The sequence below is a fragment of the Streptomyces camelliae genome, from assembly GCF_027625935.1.
GTDB classification, from domain to species: Bacteria; Actinomycetota; Actinomycetes; order Streptomycetales; family Streptomycetaceae; genus Streptomyces; species Streptomyces camelliae.
On sequence record NZ_CP115300.1, the window covers coordinates 8928225 to 8945203 of the forward strand.

10 protein-coding genes are annotated in these 16979 nt (G+C 69.3%); 7 read left to right on the plus strand and 3 right to left on the minus strand.

Annotated features, from left to right (window positions below; translation table 11 throughout):
- The first annotated feature begins 100 nt into the window (after positions 1 to 100).
- The 3 genes from O1G22_RS41015 (at position 101) to O1G22_RS41025 (ending at position 6755) form a co-directional block, all read left to right on the plus strand.
- On the plus strand, positions 101 to 3259 hold the full coding sequence (locus tag O1G22_RS41015; protein WP_270085963.1) for a DUF1349 domain-containing protein: 3159 nt from the start codon (positions 101 to 103) through the stop codon (positions 3257 to 3259).
- A 217-nt stretch (positions 3260 to 3476) separates the two neighbouring features.
- Complete coding sequence (locus O1G22_RS41020; RefSeq protein WP_270085964.1) at positions 3477 to 3974, plus strand: transposase; 498 nt, start codon at positions 3477 to 3479, stop codon at positions 3972 to 3974.
- A 555-nt stretch (positions 3975 to 4529) separates the two neighbouring features.
- Positions 4530 to 6755, plus strand: coding sequence for a bifunctional glycosyltransferase/CDP-glycerol:glycerophosphate glycerophosphotransferase (locus tag O1G22_RS41025; RefSeq protein ID WP_270085965.1), 2226 nt, complete (start codon positions 4530 to 4532; stop codon positions 6753 to 6755).
- 12 nt (positions 6756 to 6767) lie between these two features.
- Here O1G22_RS41025 and O1G22_RS41030 read toward each other — a convergent pair whose 3' ends face one another.
- From O1G22_RS41030 to O1G22_RS41040, 3 genes are all read right to left on the minus strand, one after another.
- The gene (locus tag O1G22_RS41030; protein WP_270085966.1) at positions 6768 to 8381 is read right to left on the minus strand and encodes a glycosyltransferase family 2 protein; all 1614 of its coding nucleotides are present in this window, start codon (positions 8379 to 8381) and stop codon (positions 6768 to 6770) included.
- A gap of 772 nt (positions 8382 to 9153) precedes the next feature.
- Positions 9154 to 10788 (minus strand): fucose isomerase, encoded by a 1635-nt coding sequence (locus O1G22_RS41035; protein ID WP_270085967.1) that lies wholly within the window; start codon positions 10786 to 10788, stop codon positions 9154 to 9156.
- A 144-nt stretch (positions 10789 to 10932) separates the two neighbouring features.
- Positions 10933 to 12411, minus strand: a complete 1479-nt coding sequence (locus O1G22_RS41040; protein ID WP_270085968.1) for an FGGY-family carbohydrate kinase — start codon at positions 12409 to 12411, stop codon at positions 10933 to 10935.
- A 285-nt stretch (positions 12412 to 12696) separates the two neighbouring features.
- On the opposite strand from O1G22_RS41040, the gene O1G22_RS41045 reads away from it, so the two are divergent.
- Genes O1G22_RS41045 through O1G22_RS41060 form a run of 4 tightly spaced genes read left to right on the plus strand, consistent with a single transcriptional unit; the run spans position 12697 to position 16951 of the window.
- Positions 12697 to 13743, plus strand: a complete 1047-nt coding sequence (locus tag O1G22_RS41045) for a glycoside hydrolase family 172 protein (protein ID WP_270085969.1) — start codon at positions 12697 to 12699, stop codon at positions 13741 to 13743.
- A gap of 43 nt (positions 13744 to 13786) precedes the next feature.
- Positions 13787 to 15154, plus strand: coding sequence for an ABC transporter substrate-binding protein (locus tag O1G22_RS41050; RefSeq protein ID WP_270085970.1), 1368 nt, complete (start codon positions 13787 to 13789; stop codon positions 15152 to 15154).
- Positions 15151 to 16113: a carbohydrate ABC transporter permease gene (locus O1G22_RS41055; RefSeq protein WP_270085971.1), complete on the plus strand. Its 963-nt coding sequence runs from the start codon at positions 15151 to 15153 to the stop codon at positions 16111 to 16113. Before O1G22_RS41050 ends, O1G22_RS41055 begins: the two co-directional genes overlap by 4 nt.
- Positions 16103 to 16951, plus strand: a complete 849-nt coding sequence (locus O1G22_RS41060) for a carbohydrate ABC transporter permease (protein WP_270085972.1) — start codon at positions 16103 to 16105, stop codon at positions 16949 to 16951. Before O1G22_RS41055 ends, O1G22_RS41060 begins: the two co-directional genes overlap by 11 nt.
- Positions 16952 to 16979 lie beyond the last annotated feature (28 nt).

Here is a 16979-nt window from a genome sequence, read left to right on the forward strand (position 1 = left end):
GTTACGTCGCCGTATCACCTCCGCAATCACCGCAGGGCTGTATCCCCACGAGTGGGAGGACGCCCCGCGCGTGCCCTCTCGCACCATCGGAAGGTCTCAGATGCGCCCAACCCGCTCGCGCCCCGCACTGCGTGACCGGCTCAGACCATGTCTGGCCGCACTCGCGCTCCTCACCGCCTCTGCCGGGGCTGTCGTCGCGCAGGCCGTGCCCGCGTCCGCCGCCACGTCCGCGACGCTCTATGTGTCCCCCAGCGGCACCGGTACCGTCTGCTCGACCAGCCAGCCGTGCTCCCTCACCCAGGCCAAGACCAACGTCCGGGCCATGAACAACTCCATGACGGGCGACATCGTCGTGGAGGTCGCCGACGGCACGTACCGGCTGACGGACCCCCTCACCTTCACCGCGGCGGACTCCGGCACCGGCGGTCACTCGGTGATCTGGCAGGCCGCGCCGGGCGCCCGCCCGGTCATCACCGGCGCGCAGCGGGCCACGGGCTGGACGCTGCACGACCCGGCGAAGAACATCTGGCAGGCCAACGTCGGGACCGGGTTCGACACCCGGCAGCTGTACGTCGACGGCGTCCTGGCGACCAGGGCCCGCTCCTCGGTCAACCGCGCCGACCTGACCGCGACCACCAGCGGCTACACCTTCACCAACACCGCGCTGAACTACCTCAACAGCCTGGCCGCCCCGAGCCGCACCGAGATCCACGGCATCGGATCCTTCACCGACCGCTACTCCCCGGTGTCCGGCATCAGCAACGGCACCATCACCATGGATCAGCCGGCCTGGGACGACAACACCTTCGGCTACGACACCCTGACCAAACCCTTCCGGTCGGGGCCGCTCTACATCGAGAACGCCTACGAGTTCCTCGACACGGCCGGGGAGTGGTACCTCGACACCGGCACCGGCACCCTGTACTACAAGCCACTCGCCGGGCAGAACATGAGCACCGCGGACGTCGAGGTGCCGAAGCTGCAGTCGCTCGTCGACGTCGGGGGAAGCTATGCCTCTCCCGCCACCCACATCACGTTCTCGGGTCTGCAGTTCTCGGGCACCAGCTGGCTGGGCCCCAGCACTCACGGCTACGCCAGCCAGCAGACCGGCGCGTACCTCACCGGTACCTGGGACCGTCCCTCCGACGCGCTGACCTCCTGCCAGGGCGGCTGCCCGCTGTTCGAGGCGACGCGTCCGCACTGGGACCAGATGCCGGCCGCCGTCCAGGTCTCGGCCGCCGACCACATCACCTTCACCGGCAACCGGTTCACCCAGCTCGGGCAGGTGGGCCTCGGCATCGGCCAGGACGCCAACGCGCACGCCACCGGGGTCGGCCTCGGTGCCGACACCGTCACCGCCACCGGCAACGTCTTCACCCAGGACGCCGGCGGAGGCATCGTCGTCGGCGGGCTCCAGGCGGACGCGCATCACCCCAGTGACAGCCGGATGACCAACAAGAACATCACACTGAGCAACAACGTCATCCACGACGTGGCGCTCGACTACCGGGACATGTCGGCCATCCTGGCCACCTACGTCAACGGCGCCACGGTGTCGCACAACGAGGTGTACAACCTGCCCTACTCGGGGCTGACCATCGGTTACGGCTGGGGCACCAACGACCCGGGCGGCAGCCAGGACTACGTGAACCGCGGTCTGTACAACTACCAGCCCATCTACTCGACGCCCACCACCGCCGCGAACAACCACATCACCGACAACTCCATCCACGACGTCATGCAGCAGATGAACGACGGCGGCTGTCTGTACACCCTGTCGGCGTCGCCCGGCAGCACCTTCGAACGCAACTACTGCCACACCAACAACAACTATTACGGTTTCTACCACGACGAGGGATCCAGGAACTTCACGGACACCAACAACGTCTTCCGTAACGTGGGCCGGTGGTCCCATCAGAACGGCACCTCCACCAACAACACCGGTGCCCTCACCCTCCAGGACAACTGGACGACCACGCCCTCGACCGACATCTTCAACGGTGGCCGCGGTGATGTGGTGAGCGGCACGGTGGTCGTCTCCGACGGCAACTGGCCCTCGGGCGCCCGCACGGTCATGGACAACGCGGGCATCCAGCCCCAGTACCGGCCCCTGACCATGGACCCCGTCACGGCCCCCTACAGCAGCTACTCCTCCACTCCCGCCCTGACCGGTCAGAGCGGCGGTAGCTTCACCGTCACCGACGCGGGAGCCGACATCTGGGGTGCCGGCGGACAGCACGACGACGCCTACGGCACCGCCTACCTGGCGAACTCCGCTGTCGCCGGCACCTCGGTGACCGCGCGGGTCGACAACGTCGACAACACCAACGGCTGGGCCAAGGCGGGCGTCGTCCTGCGCAACAGTCTCACCGGCAACGGCTCTTCCCCGGGATACGCGGTCGCCGCGGCGACCCCGGGCCACGGCGTGTGCTTCCAGTGGGACTCCACCGCGGACGGCTACCTGGACCAGATGTCGTGCACGTCCTCGACGGTCAAGGCGCCGGTGTGGGTGCGGCTCACCCGCACGGCCACCCAGGTGTCCGCCTTCTATTCCACCGACGGAGCCGGCTTCACGCAGATCGGCGCGGCGGTCACCCTGCCGTCCATGGCCGCCACCCAGGACGCCGGTGTCATCCACAGCGCCCACAGCACCACCGTCGGCAGCGCGACCTTCAGCAACCTGCGGATCGTCACCTCGCCCTTCAAGGCCTACGGCTCCATCCCGGCCGCAGTGGGCCAGAGCCAGGGAGTGACCTCCCTGACCAATGCGGGCATCGACACATGGGCCACGAGCTCGCAACACGACGACGACTACTCCGCGGCCTACCAGTCCGGCGCGGCGGGAACGTCGTCGACCGTCACCGTCCATGTCGACAGCCAGGACAACACCAATGCCTGGGGCAAGGCCGGCCTGATGCTGCGCAACGACATCACGGGCGCCGGCTCCTCCACCGGATACCTGGTCCTCGTCGCCACGCCGGGCAATGGCGTCACGTTGTCGTCGGACTCCGACGGTGACGGCTACCTCGACTCCAACACCACCAAGACCGGCAGTGCCGCCATCGCCCCGGTCTGGCTCCGCCTGGTCAGGAACGGCGACTCGGTCACCGGCTCCTACTCCGCCAACGGCACCACATGGACCACGGTGGGCACCGCGACGCTGACCGGTGCCAACAGCACCGAGGACGCGGGCATGTTCTTCACGGCTCACGGCGGAGCACCCGGCACCGCGAAGTTCAGCCAGTTCTCCGTGAGCTGACGGAGCAGTTCGGGTCACGGTCTCCGGGTGGTGGTGCGGTTTCCGCACCACCACCCGGAGATCCGTCATGTCCGCGCCGAACTCCGCGCGGCAGCGCAACCTCCACGCCCGCGGCAACGGTGGCGCCCCACCCATCCCTGGAGCGCGCAGACCGTTGACGGCCGCATCGCCGGCGCAGGCACGTGGCTGGAAAGACTCCGCAGATGCCGCTCGCCTCATGCAGACCGCGCCGGCCGGCCCGTATGCCCCGCGCGTCGCGTCGTCACCGAAGCTGATCGACGGACTCGACGCCGAGGAAGCCCTGTTCAACGGCCGCATCGCGGAACGGCTTCGCGACCACACCGGCTACCCGGCCATCCAGCAGCTGCCCGGCATCGGCACCACCCTGGCGGCGGCGCTTGTGGCTGAGATCGGCGACGCGCACCGGTTCGCCTCCGCCGACCGGCTGTGCTCGTGTGCAGGGCTGACCCCGTGGTACTACGAGTCCGACACCGCCGTCCGCCGCGGTCACGTCACCAAACAGGGCAGCAAGCTGGTGTGCTGGGCCATGGTGGAGGCGATCCAGTGCACGGTCCATCCCCAAGATCTCCGAGGACCGGGCCCGGATCGAGGCCGGAACATCGCCAAGATCGCTGCGGCACGCAAGCCGCTCATGCTGGTCTACTACGGGCTGCGCGACGGACAGATCCGCGCCCCGGCCCACCGGACAGCGTGAGCACCTCGGACGCGGCAGGAGCGCGGTCGGGCAATAGTCTGACCGCCTGCACGGCGCGGTCGCGGTTTTGATCGACCCCGCCTGCCGCACGTCGCACCGCTCCATGCAGCCCCGCGCCGCGAAGGAATGACCGGCAGCCGATCACGGTCCTGCCGTCACCCCACCAAGGGCTGGAGGACAACGACCCCTTCCGGGCCTCAGGCACCCAGCCGAGTCGGCTGCAGACGGGCCAGCCGGTGGCAGTGGCCGGATTGGATCCGCCACAGTGGCGCCTCGCCCCGTGCGGGCGACAGTGCGGACGGCGGGTGAGTCGTAGAGCCCGAACGAACGACTGCACTGGTAGTCCTACATGATGTAGGACTACTGTGTGCTTGACGAGCAGCCGCGTTCCCCCTGTGAAGGGGCGCCTTGGTGGGCCGCCGGCCAGGATGGTTGGTTCCTTCATGGCAAGAAGTGGCGCGAGATGACCTCAGGCGTACGGCGGAACGCTGTCATCGGATCGGTGCCGGGCGTGGAACGCCCACACACCGACATGTGACTGGAGACCATGTGGTAATGACTGACACCCCGGCCATGCAACCGCCCGAAGAGGTACTCATCAGTATTGTCCTGCCCGTCTACCAGGTGCAGGAGTATCTGCCGGAGTGCCTCGACTCGGTCCTCGGGGCGTCGCAGTCCTTTCAGGGCATTGAGGTCGTGGCCGTGGACGACTGTTCCCCTGACGCCAGCGGCGCCCTTCTCGACGAGTACGCGGCCCAGGACCAGCGGCTGCGCGTGGTCCACCTGCCGCAGAACGTCGGCCTCGGCCGAGCCCGCGGCGAGGGACTGGCTCGGGCCCGCGGCGACTACGTGTGGTTCGTCGACAGTGACGACCGGCTGGCCGACGGGGCACTCGCCGCGGTCGCAGAGCGGCTGAAGCGGACCGAGCCTGACGTGCTTCTCGTCGACCACACCCTCCTCGACCCGGAGGGAGGCATGGAGCGCAATGTCCGTGCGCATCTGTTCCGGGACGCCCCCGAGACGTTCACGCTCGCGGAGCGCCCGGGCACCCTGAACCTCATCATGACCGCGTGGGGCAGGGTACTGCGCCGCGACTTCCTGCTGGGCCTGGACGTGGAGTTCGGGCACGGGTACTACGAGGACATCTCCGTCACCTACCCCGTCCTGCTCGCAGCGCGCCGGCTCAGCATGCTCGACCGTGTCTGCTACCACTACCGGCGCGGGCGTGCGGGAGCGATCACCAACACCTCCAGCCCGAAGCACTTCGATCTCTTCGGCCAGTACGAGCGGATCTTCGCCTTCATCGACCGCGAGGCCGAGACCGCCGAGCCCTTCCGCAGGGCGGTGTTCGACCGGACCGTACGACATGCGACAACTGTGCTCGCCACACCCGGACTTGTGCCGGAGAACATGCGGCGCGACTTCTTCCGGCAGGCGTCGGAGCACTTCCGTAGATTCCGGCCACGCGGCTACTCCCACCCGTCCGGGCTGCGCGGCCTGCAGTACCGGCTGGTGGAGCGGGGCGCCTACTCCGCGTACGTGGCCCTGGAACCGGTGAACAGGCTTCGTCTGTCACTTCGTACCGGCCTCGGCCGGGCGCGCGGCGCGGCGCGGCGGGCACCCCGGCTCGCGGCGACGGCGCTGCGGCGGGCGTACCACCGCGCTTGTCTGCTGCTTCCCGTCGACGACAGCCTTGCCGTCTACGCCGCCTACTGGAGCCGCGGTTACGCCTGCAACCCCGCGGCCGTCTTCGAGAAGGCCCGCGAGCTCGCGCCCGGCATCCGCGGGGTGTGGGTGGTCGCCAAGGACCGGACGGGATCCATCCCGCCGGGGGTCGAGTACGTGGTGGACGGATCGGCTCGATGCCTGCGCACCATGGCGCGGGCCAAGTATCTGGTCAACAACGTCAACTTCCCTTATGAGCTGCCCAAGCGGCGCGGTGCGGTGCTGGTGCAGACACAGCACGGCACCCCCCTGAAGAAGATGGGAACCGACCTGCGGGACCACCCCGCAGCCGCACGCGGCATGAACTTCGACCGGCTGGTGGAGCAGTGCGGGCGATGGGACTTCCTGGTCTCGCCGAACCCGCACACCACCGAGGTGTTCACCAGGGTCTACCCGGGCAGCTACGAGGTGCTCCAGACGGGCTATCCTCGCGTCGACCGGCTGGTCAACGCCTCGCTCGACCGGGCGAACCGGGTGCGGGACGAACTGGGCATCACCCCTGGGCAGACCGCCGTCCTCTATGCGCCCACCCACCGCGACCACCAGGACCAGGCGGCACCCCTGCTCGACGTGCGGCGGTTTGCCGAGCAGCTCGGTGACGACCATGTCCTGCTGGTGCGTGCGCACTACTTCGACACCCCACAGGCCGTCCCGTCGCGGGGCGTCGTGGACGTCTCGTCCCACCCGTCGGTCGAAGACCTGTGCATCGCTGCCGACGTGCTGGTCACCGACTACTCCTCAGTGATGTTCGACTACGCCGCCCTGGACCGGCCGATCGTGATCTACGCGCCCGACTGGGAGGCGTACCGCCGCGCACGAGGCGTCTACTTCGACCTCCTCGCCGAGGCGCCCGGAGCGGTCGCCACCACGCAGGAGCAACTCGCCGAGGTCTTCCTCAGCGGCGAGTACACGGGGCCGCACATGGACAAGCGGCGCTCCGGATTTCGGGCACGCTTCTGCCCCTACGACGACGGGCACGCGGCCGAACGCGTGGTGCGCAGCGTCTTCCTGGGAGAGCCGGCCGACAAGAACCGGCCATCGCAGGCGGGCGGTTGACCTCGTCGCCGGTCAACTCCGCACGCGGCGGGCGACCCGTCCCGCGACGACGCGGCGCACCCCGGAAAGGCCATCCGCGACACGCACGGCGAGGCAGCCGCTGTTGGTGGCGTACGGCTGGAGCAACAGCACCCGTCCCCGACGGCCCATCCGCACCAGCCGCCTGAGGCCGGATCCCGCACGAAGTGGCCTCGTGGCCGACTCGCCGTCCCGGAAGGTCAGGGTCACCCAGGCATCCCAGGTGGTGATCGTGCCGCCTTCACAGAGCGGCGCCACGTCCGCGGTGATGACGGCACGCCAGCCGTGTCCGTCCGGCTCGGCTTCCCACTCGGCCTCGTACCGGTGTGCCGCGCCCGTCACCCGGTGCCGCAACTCGACGGTCGCCCGCTCCGGGCCGGCGTGCGCGGTCCTGCCGTAGAGGTCGGCCAGTCGTAGTTCGAGCACGAGTCGGCGGCCCGCACCTACGTTCCCGAGGACGTAGAAGGGCAGCAGTGCGACAGGGGCGTCGGCAAGACCGTCGAGCACGATCTCGCCTGTTCCCTCGGGCGTGGAATCCGCCATGTCCCACAGCGGTCGCCGCGCGTCTCCGGCGTACGGCGGCGTCAGCCGCGGCGGGTCGGCCGCCAACTCGGCGAGCCGCCGGATGTCCACGGCATGTCGCTCGCGTCCGAGCAGCACCTCAGTGCGCCAACGGGCAGCGAGAGTGGCCCGGCGCACGGCCTCCGCCTCGAAGGCGCCCACGTGCTCGCGGGTGATCCGCCACCAGACGTCCTGGTACTCCGGCGTACGCTGCGGCAGTTCGCTCAGGTAAACGGCGAGATCGAACTCCAGGAACTTGGTCTGCGCGGCGATCAGCAGATCCTGGTCGCCGCTGTCCCGCATGATCTCCATCACCTGCTGATGGGCGGTGACCCGGTCCTGCCAGTTCTGGATCCGGTCCCGGCGCAGCGAGATCGACGCCCGGCCGGTGCCATAGCGCACATGCCAGATGTAGACGGTTTCGGGAGTGACGGCGAAGCGCGGCCCGGCCGCGTAGACCCGCGCGGTGAACACGAAGTCCTCGTAGTGCGCCGCGCCGTCGGGGAATCGGATCCGCCGGGACAGCAGGAAGTCACGGCGGTAGATCTTGTTCACCGAGAGCGTGTCCCACAGCGTCTGCGGGCGCCCGGCCACCCCGTCGTGCACCGACTCCGTCGTGAACAACTGTTCCTGCCAGGGGATCTCACGTCCGCCGGGCAGCTCGCGCCGAACGCACAGGCCTGCCGTCACATCGGCGCCATGCCGGAGCGCGACGGCGAGGAGCGTGTCCACAGCCTTCGGCGGAAGCACATCGTCGCTGTCGAGGAAGACGAGCCACGGGTGGCGGGCTGCGTCGATACCGTCGTTGCGCGGGGTGCCGCAGCCGCCGCTGTTGACCGCACGGCGCACGACGCGCACGCGCGGCTCGGCGGCTGCGAGCTGTCCCAGTACGTGAGCTGTCTCGTCGGTGGAAGCGTCGTCCACGACGACGACCTCGCCGACCACATCGCCCTGTGCGAGAGCCGAGGCCACCGCTTCCGCGACGTGCTCCGCGTCGTTGTAGGCGATGACCACCACCGAAACCGCCCCGTCGTTCTCGCTGGACAACTCTGCTCCCGTTCGCGCGGTCGTGACAGGCACCCCGCGCCGTTGAGGAGCGGAGGACCTGGTGGGCGGCACCCGATGAACTCCTACATTACGTAGGAATCGGCGTACCCAGCGACTTTCGGCAGAGGCACCGCAACAGGGTCTGCCTCGGATCACAGAGATCCCAATCGGGCGGGTACTCCTCTCTCCCGCACCTCGATGGTGGTGGACACAGCCGAGTACCTCTCGCCGGAACAGGCCCGGGGCGAGCAGGTGGACTTCCGCACCGACCTGTCTCGACCGGCTGCCTGCTGTACGAACTGCTCACCCGCCGCCCCCGTTCACCGGTGACACCCCGCTGGCCGCGGCCATGAAGCACCTCTTGGAACCGGTGGCTGCCTCTGCCGACATTCCGCAGCTGCCTACCGCCTACGACACCCTGGTGCTGCGCGCACTGGCCAGGTCGGCGGCACCGACCTGGCGTACCGCCTCGGCCGCCAGTGCCGAGGGAGGGGACTGTGGACGGCGGGTGGTGGAATTCACCCAGTATGCGTCTGCGCCTGACCACGACCCGCGTCGCCGGCCGCGGACCGGTCGTGGGCATCCTCGACCTCGCTGCGGGCCACCAGTCGCGCCGCACCGAACCGCGCGCTCGCCGACCTTTCACCCTCCTCGCCGCCCACGGGGTGCGCCTCCAGGGCCCGACTTCGCCGACCGCGTCCTGGCAGCCCACAGCCTGTCCCCGCTCCCGCCCCGCGCGGACTGACACGTGGGCCGCATCGGGACGGTGTGGCTACAGCGCCACGTCTCCGCACAGGTGCACCTCGACGCCCAGCTCGGCGAAGAGGGCGGCCTTGGCACACAGCGCCCTGTCGGCGGTCGCCGCGTCGGGGGCGTAGGCCACGTTGAGGTGGTTGGCCCGGTGGCGGGCCATGAACTGGTCGCGGCCGACACCGTGCAGCACCGCGTGCATGATCGGCCACTGCGGGGTGGTGGCCTCAAGGCGGCGCCGGGTCTCCTCCTCGGGCAGCTCGATCGCGCTGGCGCGGCCGAGGTCGACATGCAGCCGGCCGTCCATCAGGAACACCCGCGACCAGACGATCTCGCCCGGCTTGGACACTCCGCTGAGCGTGCCGCCGCCGAGCGGGAAGTACATCGGGGGCTGCCGCATGCTGTACGACTTGTGGTAGCCGCCGTTGTGGGAGGCGGGCACCGAGCCGGAGATCTCGAAGACCCAGACGAACCGGCCGTCGTACTCCTCGCCCCAGCGGATGTCGTGCAGGGTGGTCGCCGGGTCGAGGCCCATCGCGGTCCAGATCCGGTTGGTGACCAGGGAGTCCACGGCGACGCCCTCGTCCACCTCGTTGAAGTGCGGCAGCGGCGCGCCGGCGTACAGTTCGCGGGCGCCGTCGCGGCTGAACACCGGTGGACGCTGCACGTTGTTGAGCAGCCCCTCGGCGAGGTCGCTCGCCGGGACGGTGTCCTTCAGGCCCTGCTGGTACTGGATTCCGACCGCGTCGAGCCCGAAGTCGTCGGCGATGCGCAGTGCGGCTATGTACATCTTGAACTGGCTGAGCAGCTGGGCGTCGGTGAGTTCGGTGGCGTCGTCTTCACCGGTGTGGAAGGTCATGCCGGCGTGGTCGAGCCAGGCCCGGACCGCCTGCGCCTCCTCGTCCGGGACCCTGTTCATCTCGGCGACCAGGGCGCTCTGCGACAGGCGTTCCTTGTAGACGCCCAGCGGGTTGAGGAATTCGTCGTCGATGATGGCGTTGTACATGCCCATGCAGCCCTCGTCGAAGACGCCGATGATCGCCTTCTCCTCGCGCAGCTGCCGGGCCAGCGCCACGCCCAGCTCGGTCTCGGGGTTCTCGGGCAGCGGGGGCAGGGGGCGCACGTGGCTGGTGTCGTGGGTGAGGACGCCGGTCTCCAGCCAGGTGCGCAGGCCGTCGCGGGCCCAGTCGTCGGTGAAGTCGGCGCTCCACAGCACGGAGTAGTCACGCCCGGCCTTGGTGAGGCTGCCGGCCAGGTTCAACAGGCCGACCAGGCCGGGGAATTCGCCGCTCCAGTTGGCGACGATCAGGATGGGGCCCCGGTGGTCGCGCAGTCCGGCCAGGACATGGTGGCTGTACTGCCAGACGCCTTCGACGACGATCAGAGGCGCCTCTTTGGGCAGGCTCTTGAACACCTCGATGCCGGCGCGCTGGCTGTCGATGAAGCCGTGCCCCTTGGCCGCGTCGAAGGCATGGCCCCGGCGGACCTGCCGGCCCAGGTCCGTCAGCGCCGCGGCGAGGTCGTTCTCCAGCTTCTCCTGGGTGGGCCAGCACGTGACATTGGCGGCGGGGCGCAGGTCGCCGCTGGCCACGGTGTAGACGGTGCGCGGCTCGGCGGCAGCCGGCCGGCTCGGCACGGGCAGGGTGTACGCGGTCATGCGATCTCCGTTGGGGTGTGCGTATGACGGCCACCTCCAGCCGACGGTTTCGGGTGGTGGGTGGGCATAGTTCGGGGGTCCAGGGGGCGCAGCCGCCTGGCGGGGTTCAAGGGGTGGAGCCCCTTGGCCTGTCCTCGGAAGGGCTCAGCGCTCCTGCAGCGGGGCGAGGGCGTGCACGGTCGCCGAAGTCTCCCGGTACAGCCGTCGGTACAGGCCGTACAGCTCGTCGTACCGCCGTCGGTGGTCCGCACGCGGCGTCACCGTCTCGCGCACCGGGTTCCAGGCGTCGATGTCGGCGTCCCCGACGAGTTGCGCCGCAAGCAGTGCGCCGCCGTAGCCGGCGCCGATGGTGATGGTGCGCAGCTCCTGGGGGAGGCCGGTGATGTCGGAGACGATCTGTGTCCACAGGTCGCCCTGGGTGCCGCCGCCGACGGCGACCACGCGGCGGATGTCGCCGCCCGCCTCCTCGATGACCTCGATGTTGTGGCGGACCCCGAACCCGGTGGCCTCCAGCGCGGCCCGGTAGAGGTCGCCACGGGTGTGGGACAGCGTGAGTCCGGCGATCACCCCACGGGCGTCCGGGTCCATGATCGGAGTGCGTTCGCCGGAGAAGTACGGCAGCATCAGCAGCCCTCCCGCGCCGGGCCCCGACTCGGCGGCCAGACGGGTCAGTTCGGCGTGGTCCCCACCGGCGAACAGGTCGCGCAGCCAGTTGGTGACCGCCCCCGAGGTGGCCATGCCGCCGGCCAGGTTGCGGGTGCCGGGCAGGGCGCCGACCGTGCCCCACAGGGACGGGCTGGTGAGCGGCTCGGGCACGGTGTGGATCAGGAACATGGTCGTGCCGTACATGAGCATCAGGTCACCGGTGTGCTGCGCGCCCACGCTGAGGGCCTCGGCCCAGGCGTCGACGGTGCCGGTGGCGACGGGGATCCCGGCCGTGAGACCCGTTGCGGCGGCGGCCTCGGCGGTGACGGTGCCGGCCGCCTCGCCGGGCCAGCGCAGCGGTGGCAGCTCGATGCCGGGCGCGACCTCGGCCGCCCAGGGGCCGTACCACTGGCCCGCGAGGGTGTCGTACAGCGGAGTGCACTGACTGGCCGAGTGGTGGTCCAGCACATAGGCGCCGGTGAGTCTGCGGACCAGCCAGGAACTGGGCATGTAGAGGCGGCGGGCGCGGGCGTACAGCTCCGGCTCCTCCTCGGCGACCCAGGCGATCTTCGGCCCGGCGGCCTGTGTGGTGAGCGCGGAGCCGCCCCTGCGGATGATCTCGTCGGCGCCGAGCCGTTCCTCGATGCGGCGGATCTGGCCGACCGAGCGAGTGTCGACGCCGTAGAGGATCGCGGGGCGCAGCGGCGTGTCGTGCTCGTCGGTGAGCAGTACGCAGGGGCCCATGCCGCTGACCCCGACGGCGAGTACGGTCGTGTCGTCGGGGCCGGTCAGCTCACGGGTGAGTGCGGTGAACTCGTGCCACCACACGGAGGCGTCCATTTCGAAGCGGCCGGGGCCCGGCCTGCTGGGGGTGTGCTCCCGCACGGCCGAGCGGATCAGGGTGCCGTCGAGACCGACGAGAACCCCTTTGCTGCTCGATGTGCCGATGTCCACACCGATGACTGCGTTGCGAGGCATGACGAGCACGCTGGCAGAAATCGATTTCAGCGTCAAGAGTCTGTGTGAGGTCGTGTCTCATGGCCAGGAAAGGCTCGCCCAAAGGGTGCAAGTTGGATATCGCGGGGTCAGGGGCCCCGCTCCCGTCTCACCTCTTGACACCCTCTGGGGCCCGCCCTACGTTTCGCTGAAATGGATTTCACGGGGATGTGCGGCCCGCGTCGGGCGCGCCCCGCACCCACTTCTGAGGGCACAGACACGATGACGACTTTTGGACTCGACGGCATCTCCCGCAGGACGCGTGCCGTGAGCCGTTCCATCAGCGCCGAGAACTTCACCGGCGCCAAGGGAGGCGGTGGCCAGGCCACCGAGGGCACCGGAGCGGTCGCCGCGAGCAGGCTGGGGCCGGGCTGGAAGATCTCCCCGAGCATCGACATCGCCGCGGGGGAGACCGCGGTGCTCGCCGACATCGAGGGGTCAGGCACCGTCCGCCACCTGTGGTGCACCACCGACCCGCACACGGCCTGGCGCGGCACCCTGCTGCGGATGTACTGGGAGGGCGAACAGACGCCGGCCGTCGAGGTCCCGCTCGGCGACTTCTTCTGCAACGGCTGGAACACCTTCAGCCAGGTCTCGTCCGTGCCGGTCGCCGCCAACCCCAACGGCGGCTTCAACGCGTACTGGCCCATGCCGTTCCGCCGCCGCGCCCGCATCACCTTGGAGAACCTGACCGCCGAGAAGGTCACCCTGTACTACCAGGTCGACTACGAGCTGGACGTGGTCGACGACGACGCCTCCTACTTCCATGCCCAGTGGCGGCGCAGCCACCCGGTGCCGTACGGCGAGGTGCACACGCTGCTCGACGGGGTCACCGGCGCCGGCAGCTATGTGGGCACCTACCTCGCCTGGGCCGTCAACAGCCCGGGCTGGTGGGGGGAGGGCGAGCTGAAGTTCTACCTGGACGGCGACGACGCGTTCCCGACGATCTGCGGCACTGGCACCGAGGACTACTTCGGCGGCGCCTGGAACTTCGACGTTCCCGGGCAGGGGTACACCGCCTACACCACCCCCTACCTGGGCCTGAACCAGATCCTGCGCCCCGACGGGATTTACCGCAGCCAGCAGCGGTTCGGGATGTACCGCTGGCACGTCCTCGACCCCGTCCGCTTCTCCCAGGACCTGCGCGTCACCGTGCAGAGCCTCGGCATCGGCCCCGGCCAGGGCAACGGTCTGCCGCACCGCTACCGGCACACCAGCGACGACATCGCCAGCACCTCGCTGTTCTACCTGGACGCCCCCAGCTCCGCCTCCCGCCCCGCCCCGCCGGACCTGCTGACCCTCGAAGTCGACTGAGCCTCCCTCACTCTCCCCATCCCACTCCGACAGGAGCGCACGCATGCTCCAACACGGCACCGAAGCCGGGTTCCCGGCCACGACGTCACGCCGGCGCCTTCTCACCGCGGCGGCCGGCGCCGGCGCGGCCCTCGCCGCCACGCCCCTGCTCACCGGTTGCGGCACGGCACAGGCGAAGGGGGGCAACCTCCAGTTCTGGAACTTCTACGGCCCCCAGCGCTCACCCGACCCCGCGATCAACGCCCAGTCCAAGTGGTTCGTGGACATGGTCGCCACCTGGAACCGCACCCACAAGCAGCAGATCGACCTCGTCTATCTGCCCCAGCCCACCTACCTCAACGGCTTCAAGCTCCCGTCCGCCTTCGCCACCGGCGAGGGCCCGGACATCTTCCTGCTCTCGCCCGGTGACTTCCTGCGCTACTACAACGGCGGCGTCCTCGCCGACCTCACTCCGCACATGGACCAGGCCGCCATCGACGACTACGGCTCCGCACTCGACAGCCGCAAGGTCGACGGCAAGGTCTACGCCCTCCCCATGGAGATCGAGCCGCTGGCCATGTTCTACGCGCAGGACGTGTGGGAGAAGGCCGGCCTGTCCGAGGCCGACATCCCCACCACCTGGGAGCAGATGCTCGACATCGGCGACAAGCTGCGTACGAAGACCCGGGCGGGCCTCGTCTTCGAGACCCAGCCCGGCTACTACCAGAACTTCACCTGGTACCCGTGGATGTGGCAGGGCGGCGGCGACGTCATGGACCACCAGGGCAAGGTCGTCTTCGACTCCCAGGCCACCCGCCAGGCCCTCGCGCTGTGGCAGGACGCCGTGCGCCACGGCATCGCCCCGCGCACCGTACCCGCCGCCGACGACGTGATCGGCGGCTTCAAGGGCGGCAACGTCGCCATGTGGCAGCAGGGCATCTGGAACGTCGCCAGCTTCAAGGCATTCGCGCCCAAGTACCGCTACGGCGTCTTCAAGCTGCCGGTCCCGCCGGGCGGCAAGTACGTCACCACGCTCGGCGGTTGGTCCTTCTGCGCCAACGCCCAGGGCCGCAATCCCGAGGCCGCGGCCGAGTTCTGCGCCTGGGCGCTCGGTTCCATGAAGGACGACTCGATCAACCGGATGGTCGACTGGTGCGTCGGCGCCAAGTCCGACGTGGCGCCCCGCGCCAGCGCCCTGGAGCGGGGCGCCGCCAAGGGCGGCTACGACTCCGAGGTCATGAAGAAGTTCAAGGACGAGATCTTCCCCGGCGGACGCGCCGAGCCGCGCTATCCCCCGGTCGTCTACAAGGCGATCTCCGACGCCATCCAGGGCACCATGCTCGCCGGCCGCGGGGTGGCCGGCGAGGCGGCCAGAGCCGCCCAGTCCATAGCCGCATACACCAAGAGCTACAAGGGGGCGAGCCTGATATGAGCAGCGTCGCCGCACAACAGCGCCGGCGGACCGCCGCCCCGGCACAGTCACCCGCCTCCGCGGACACACCGAGACTCAGCCGCAAGCACCGCGAATGGCTGGCCGCGGGCCTGTTCCTCGCCCCCGACGTCCTCGGGCTCCTCGTCTTCGTCGCGATCCCGATGGTGCTCTCCATCGCCCTGAGCTTCTTCCAGGTCAGCGGCTTCGGCTCGTACCAGTGGATCGGGCTCGGCAACTACCGGCGGATGATGCACGACCCGCTGTTCTGGGACTCGATGAGGATCACCGGCGAGTACGTGGTGATCCTCGTGCCCGTCCTGTTCTGCGTGAGCCTCGGCCTCGGCCTGCTGGTGAAGCAGAAGCTGCCCGGCGTCGGCGTCTACCGCACCGCGCTCTTCCTGCCGTATGTGATCAGCCTCGTGGTGGTCGGCGTGCTGTGGAAGTTCCTGCTCGACGAGCAGACGGGCGTGGTCAACCGGGCCATGCGCGCGGCCGGCTTCGACGGCGAGTCCTGGCTCGGCAGCCCCTCCCTGGCCCTCGGCTGCGTCATCGCCGTCATGGTGTGGGTGATGATGGGCTACTACATGATCATCTTCCTGGCGGGGCTCCAGGAGATCCCCAAGGAGTTCTACGAGGCCGCGAAGCTGGACGGCGCGGGCCCGTGGACCACCTTCCGCACCATCACCTGGCCGCTGCTGCGCCCGACCAGCTTCTTCGTCCTGCTGATGTCGACGGTCGCCGCCATCACCGGCGGACTCGACCTGATCTTCGTCCTGACCAACGGCGGCCCCGCCAACGGCACGTCGCTGGCGATCTTCTACATCTACCAGCAGGCCTTCGGATTCGGCGAGTTCGGCTACGCGTCGGCCATGGGCTCGTTCCTGGTGCTGATCATGGTCGTGATCTCCGCCGTGATCTTCAAGTTCACGAGAGGCGGGAGGTTCGACGATGGCGAGTGACGCCCTGACGAGCCGGGCGGGCGGGCGCCGGCTTCGCTCCCCACGCACGGGACTCACGGCCCTGGCCGTCGTCCTGTCGCTGATCAGCATCTTCCCGGTGCTGTGGATGGTCACGTCGTCCTTCAAGACCCGGGTCACCGTCACCGACGGCAACCTGATCCCGAAGGACTTCACCTTCGACAACTTCGTCTACGTCTTCACCGAGGTGCCCTTCGGCCGCTACCTCTGGAACAGCTTCTTCGTCTCCGCGGTGATCACCGTGGTGGCGCTGTTCTTCCACTCCATGGCTGCCTACGCGCTCGCCCGGCTGCGCTTCCCAGGCCGCGAGAAGCTCTTCGGCGCGATCTTCGCCACCCTGCTGGTCACGGCCCCGGTCGTGCTGATCCCGCTGTTCCTGGTCGCTCGCGAGCTGGGCCTGCTGAACAGCTACGCCGGCCTGATCATCCCGGCCGTCTTCAACGCCTTCGGCGTCTTCCTGCTGCGCCAGTTCTACCTGGGGCTGCCCAGGGAACTGGAGGAGGCGGCGATCGTCGACGGCTGCGGCCACTGGCGGGTGTACTGGAACATCGTCCTGCCGATGTCCCGGCCCATCCTCTCGGCCCTGGCGATCTTCTTCTTCCTCGCCAACTGGAACGCCTTCGTCTGGCCGCTGGTCGCCACCAACGACCAGTCGCTGACGGTGGTTCAGCTCGGCATCGCCTCCTTCCAGAACCAGTACACCTCCAACTGGAACTACATCCTGGCGGCGGCCACGGTCGCGGCACTGCCCATGCTGGCGCTGTTCTTCGTGTTCCAGCGGCAGATCGTGGAGTCGATCAAGACGTCCGGGCTGAAGTAGTCCCGGGCCTGCGAAAGGGGGCGCGGTG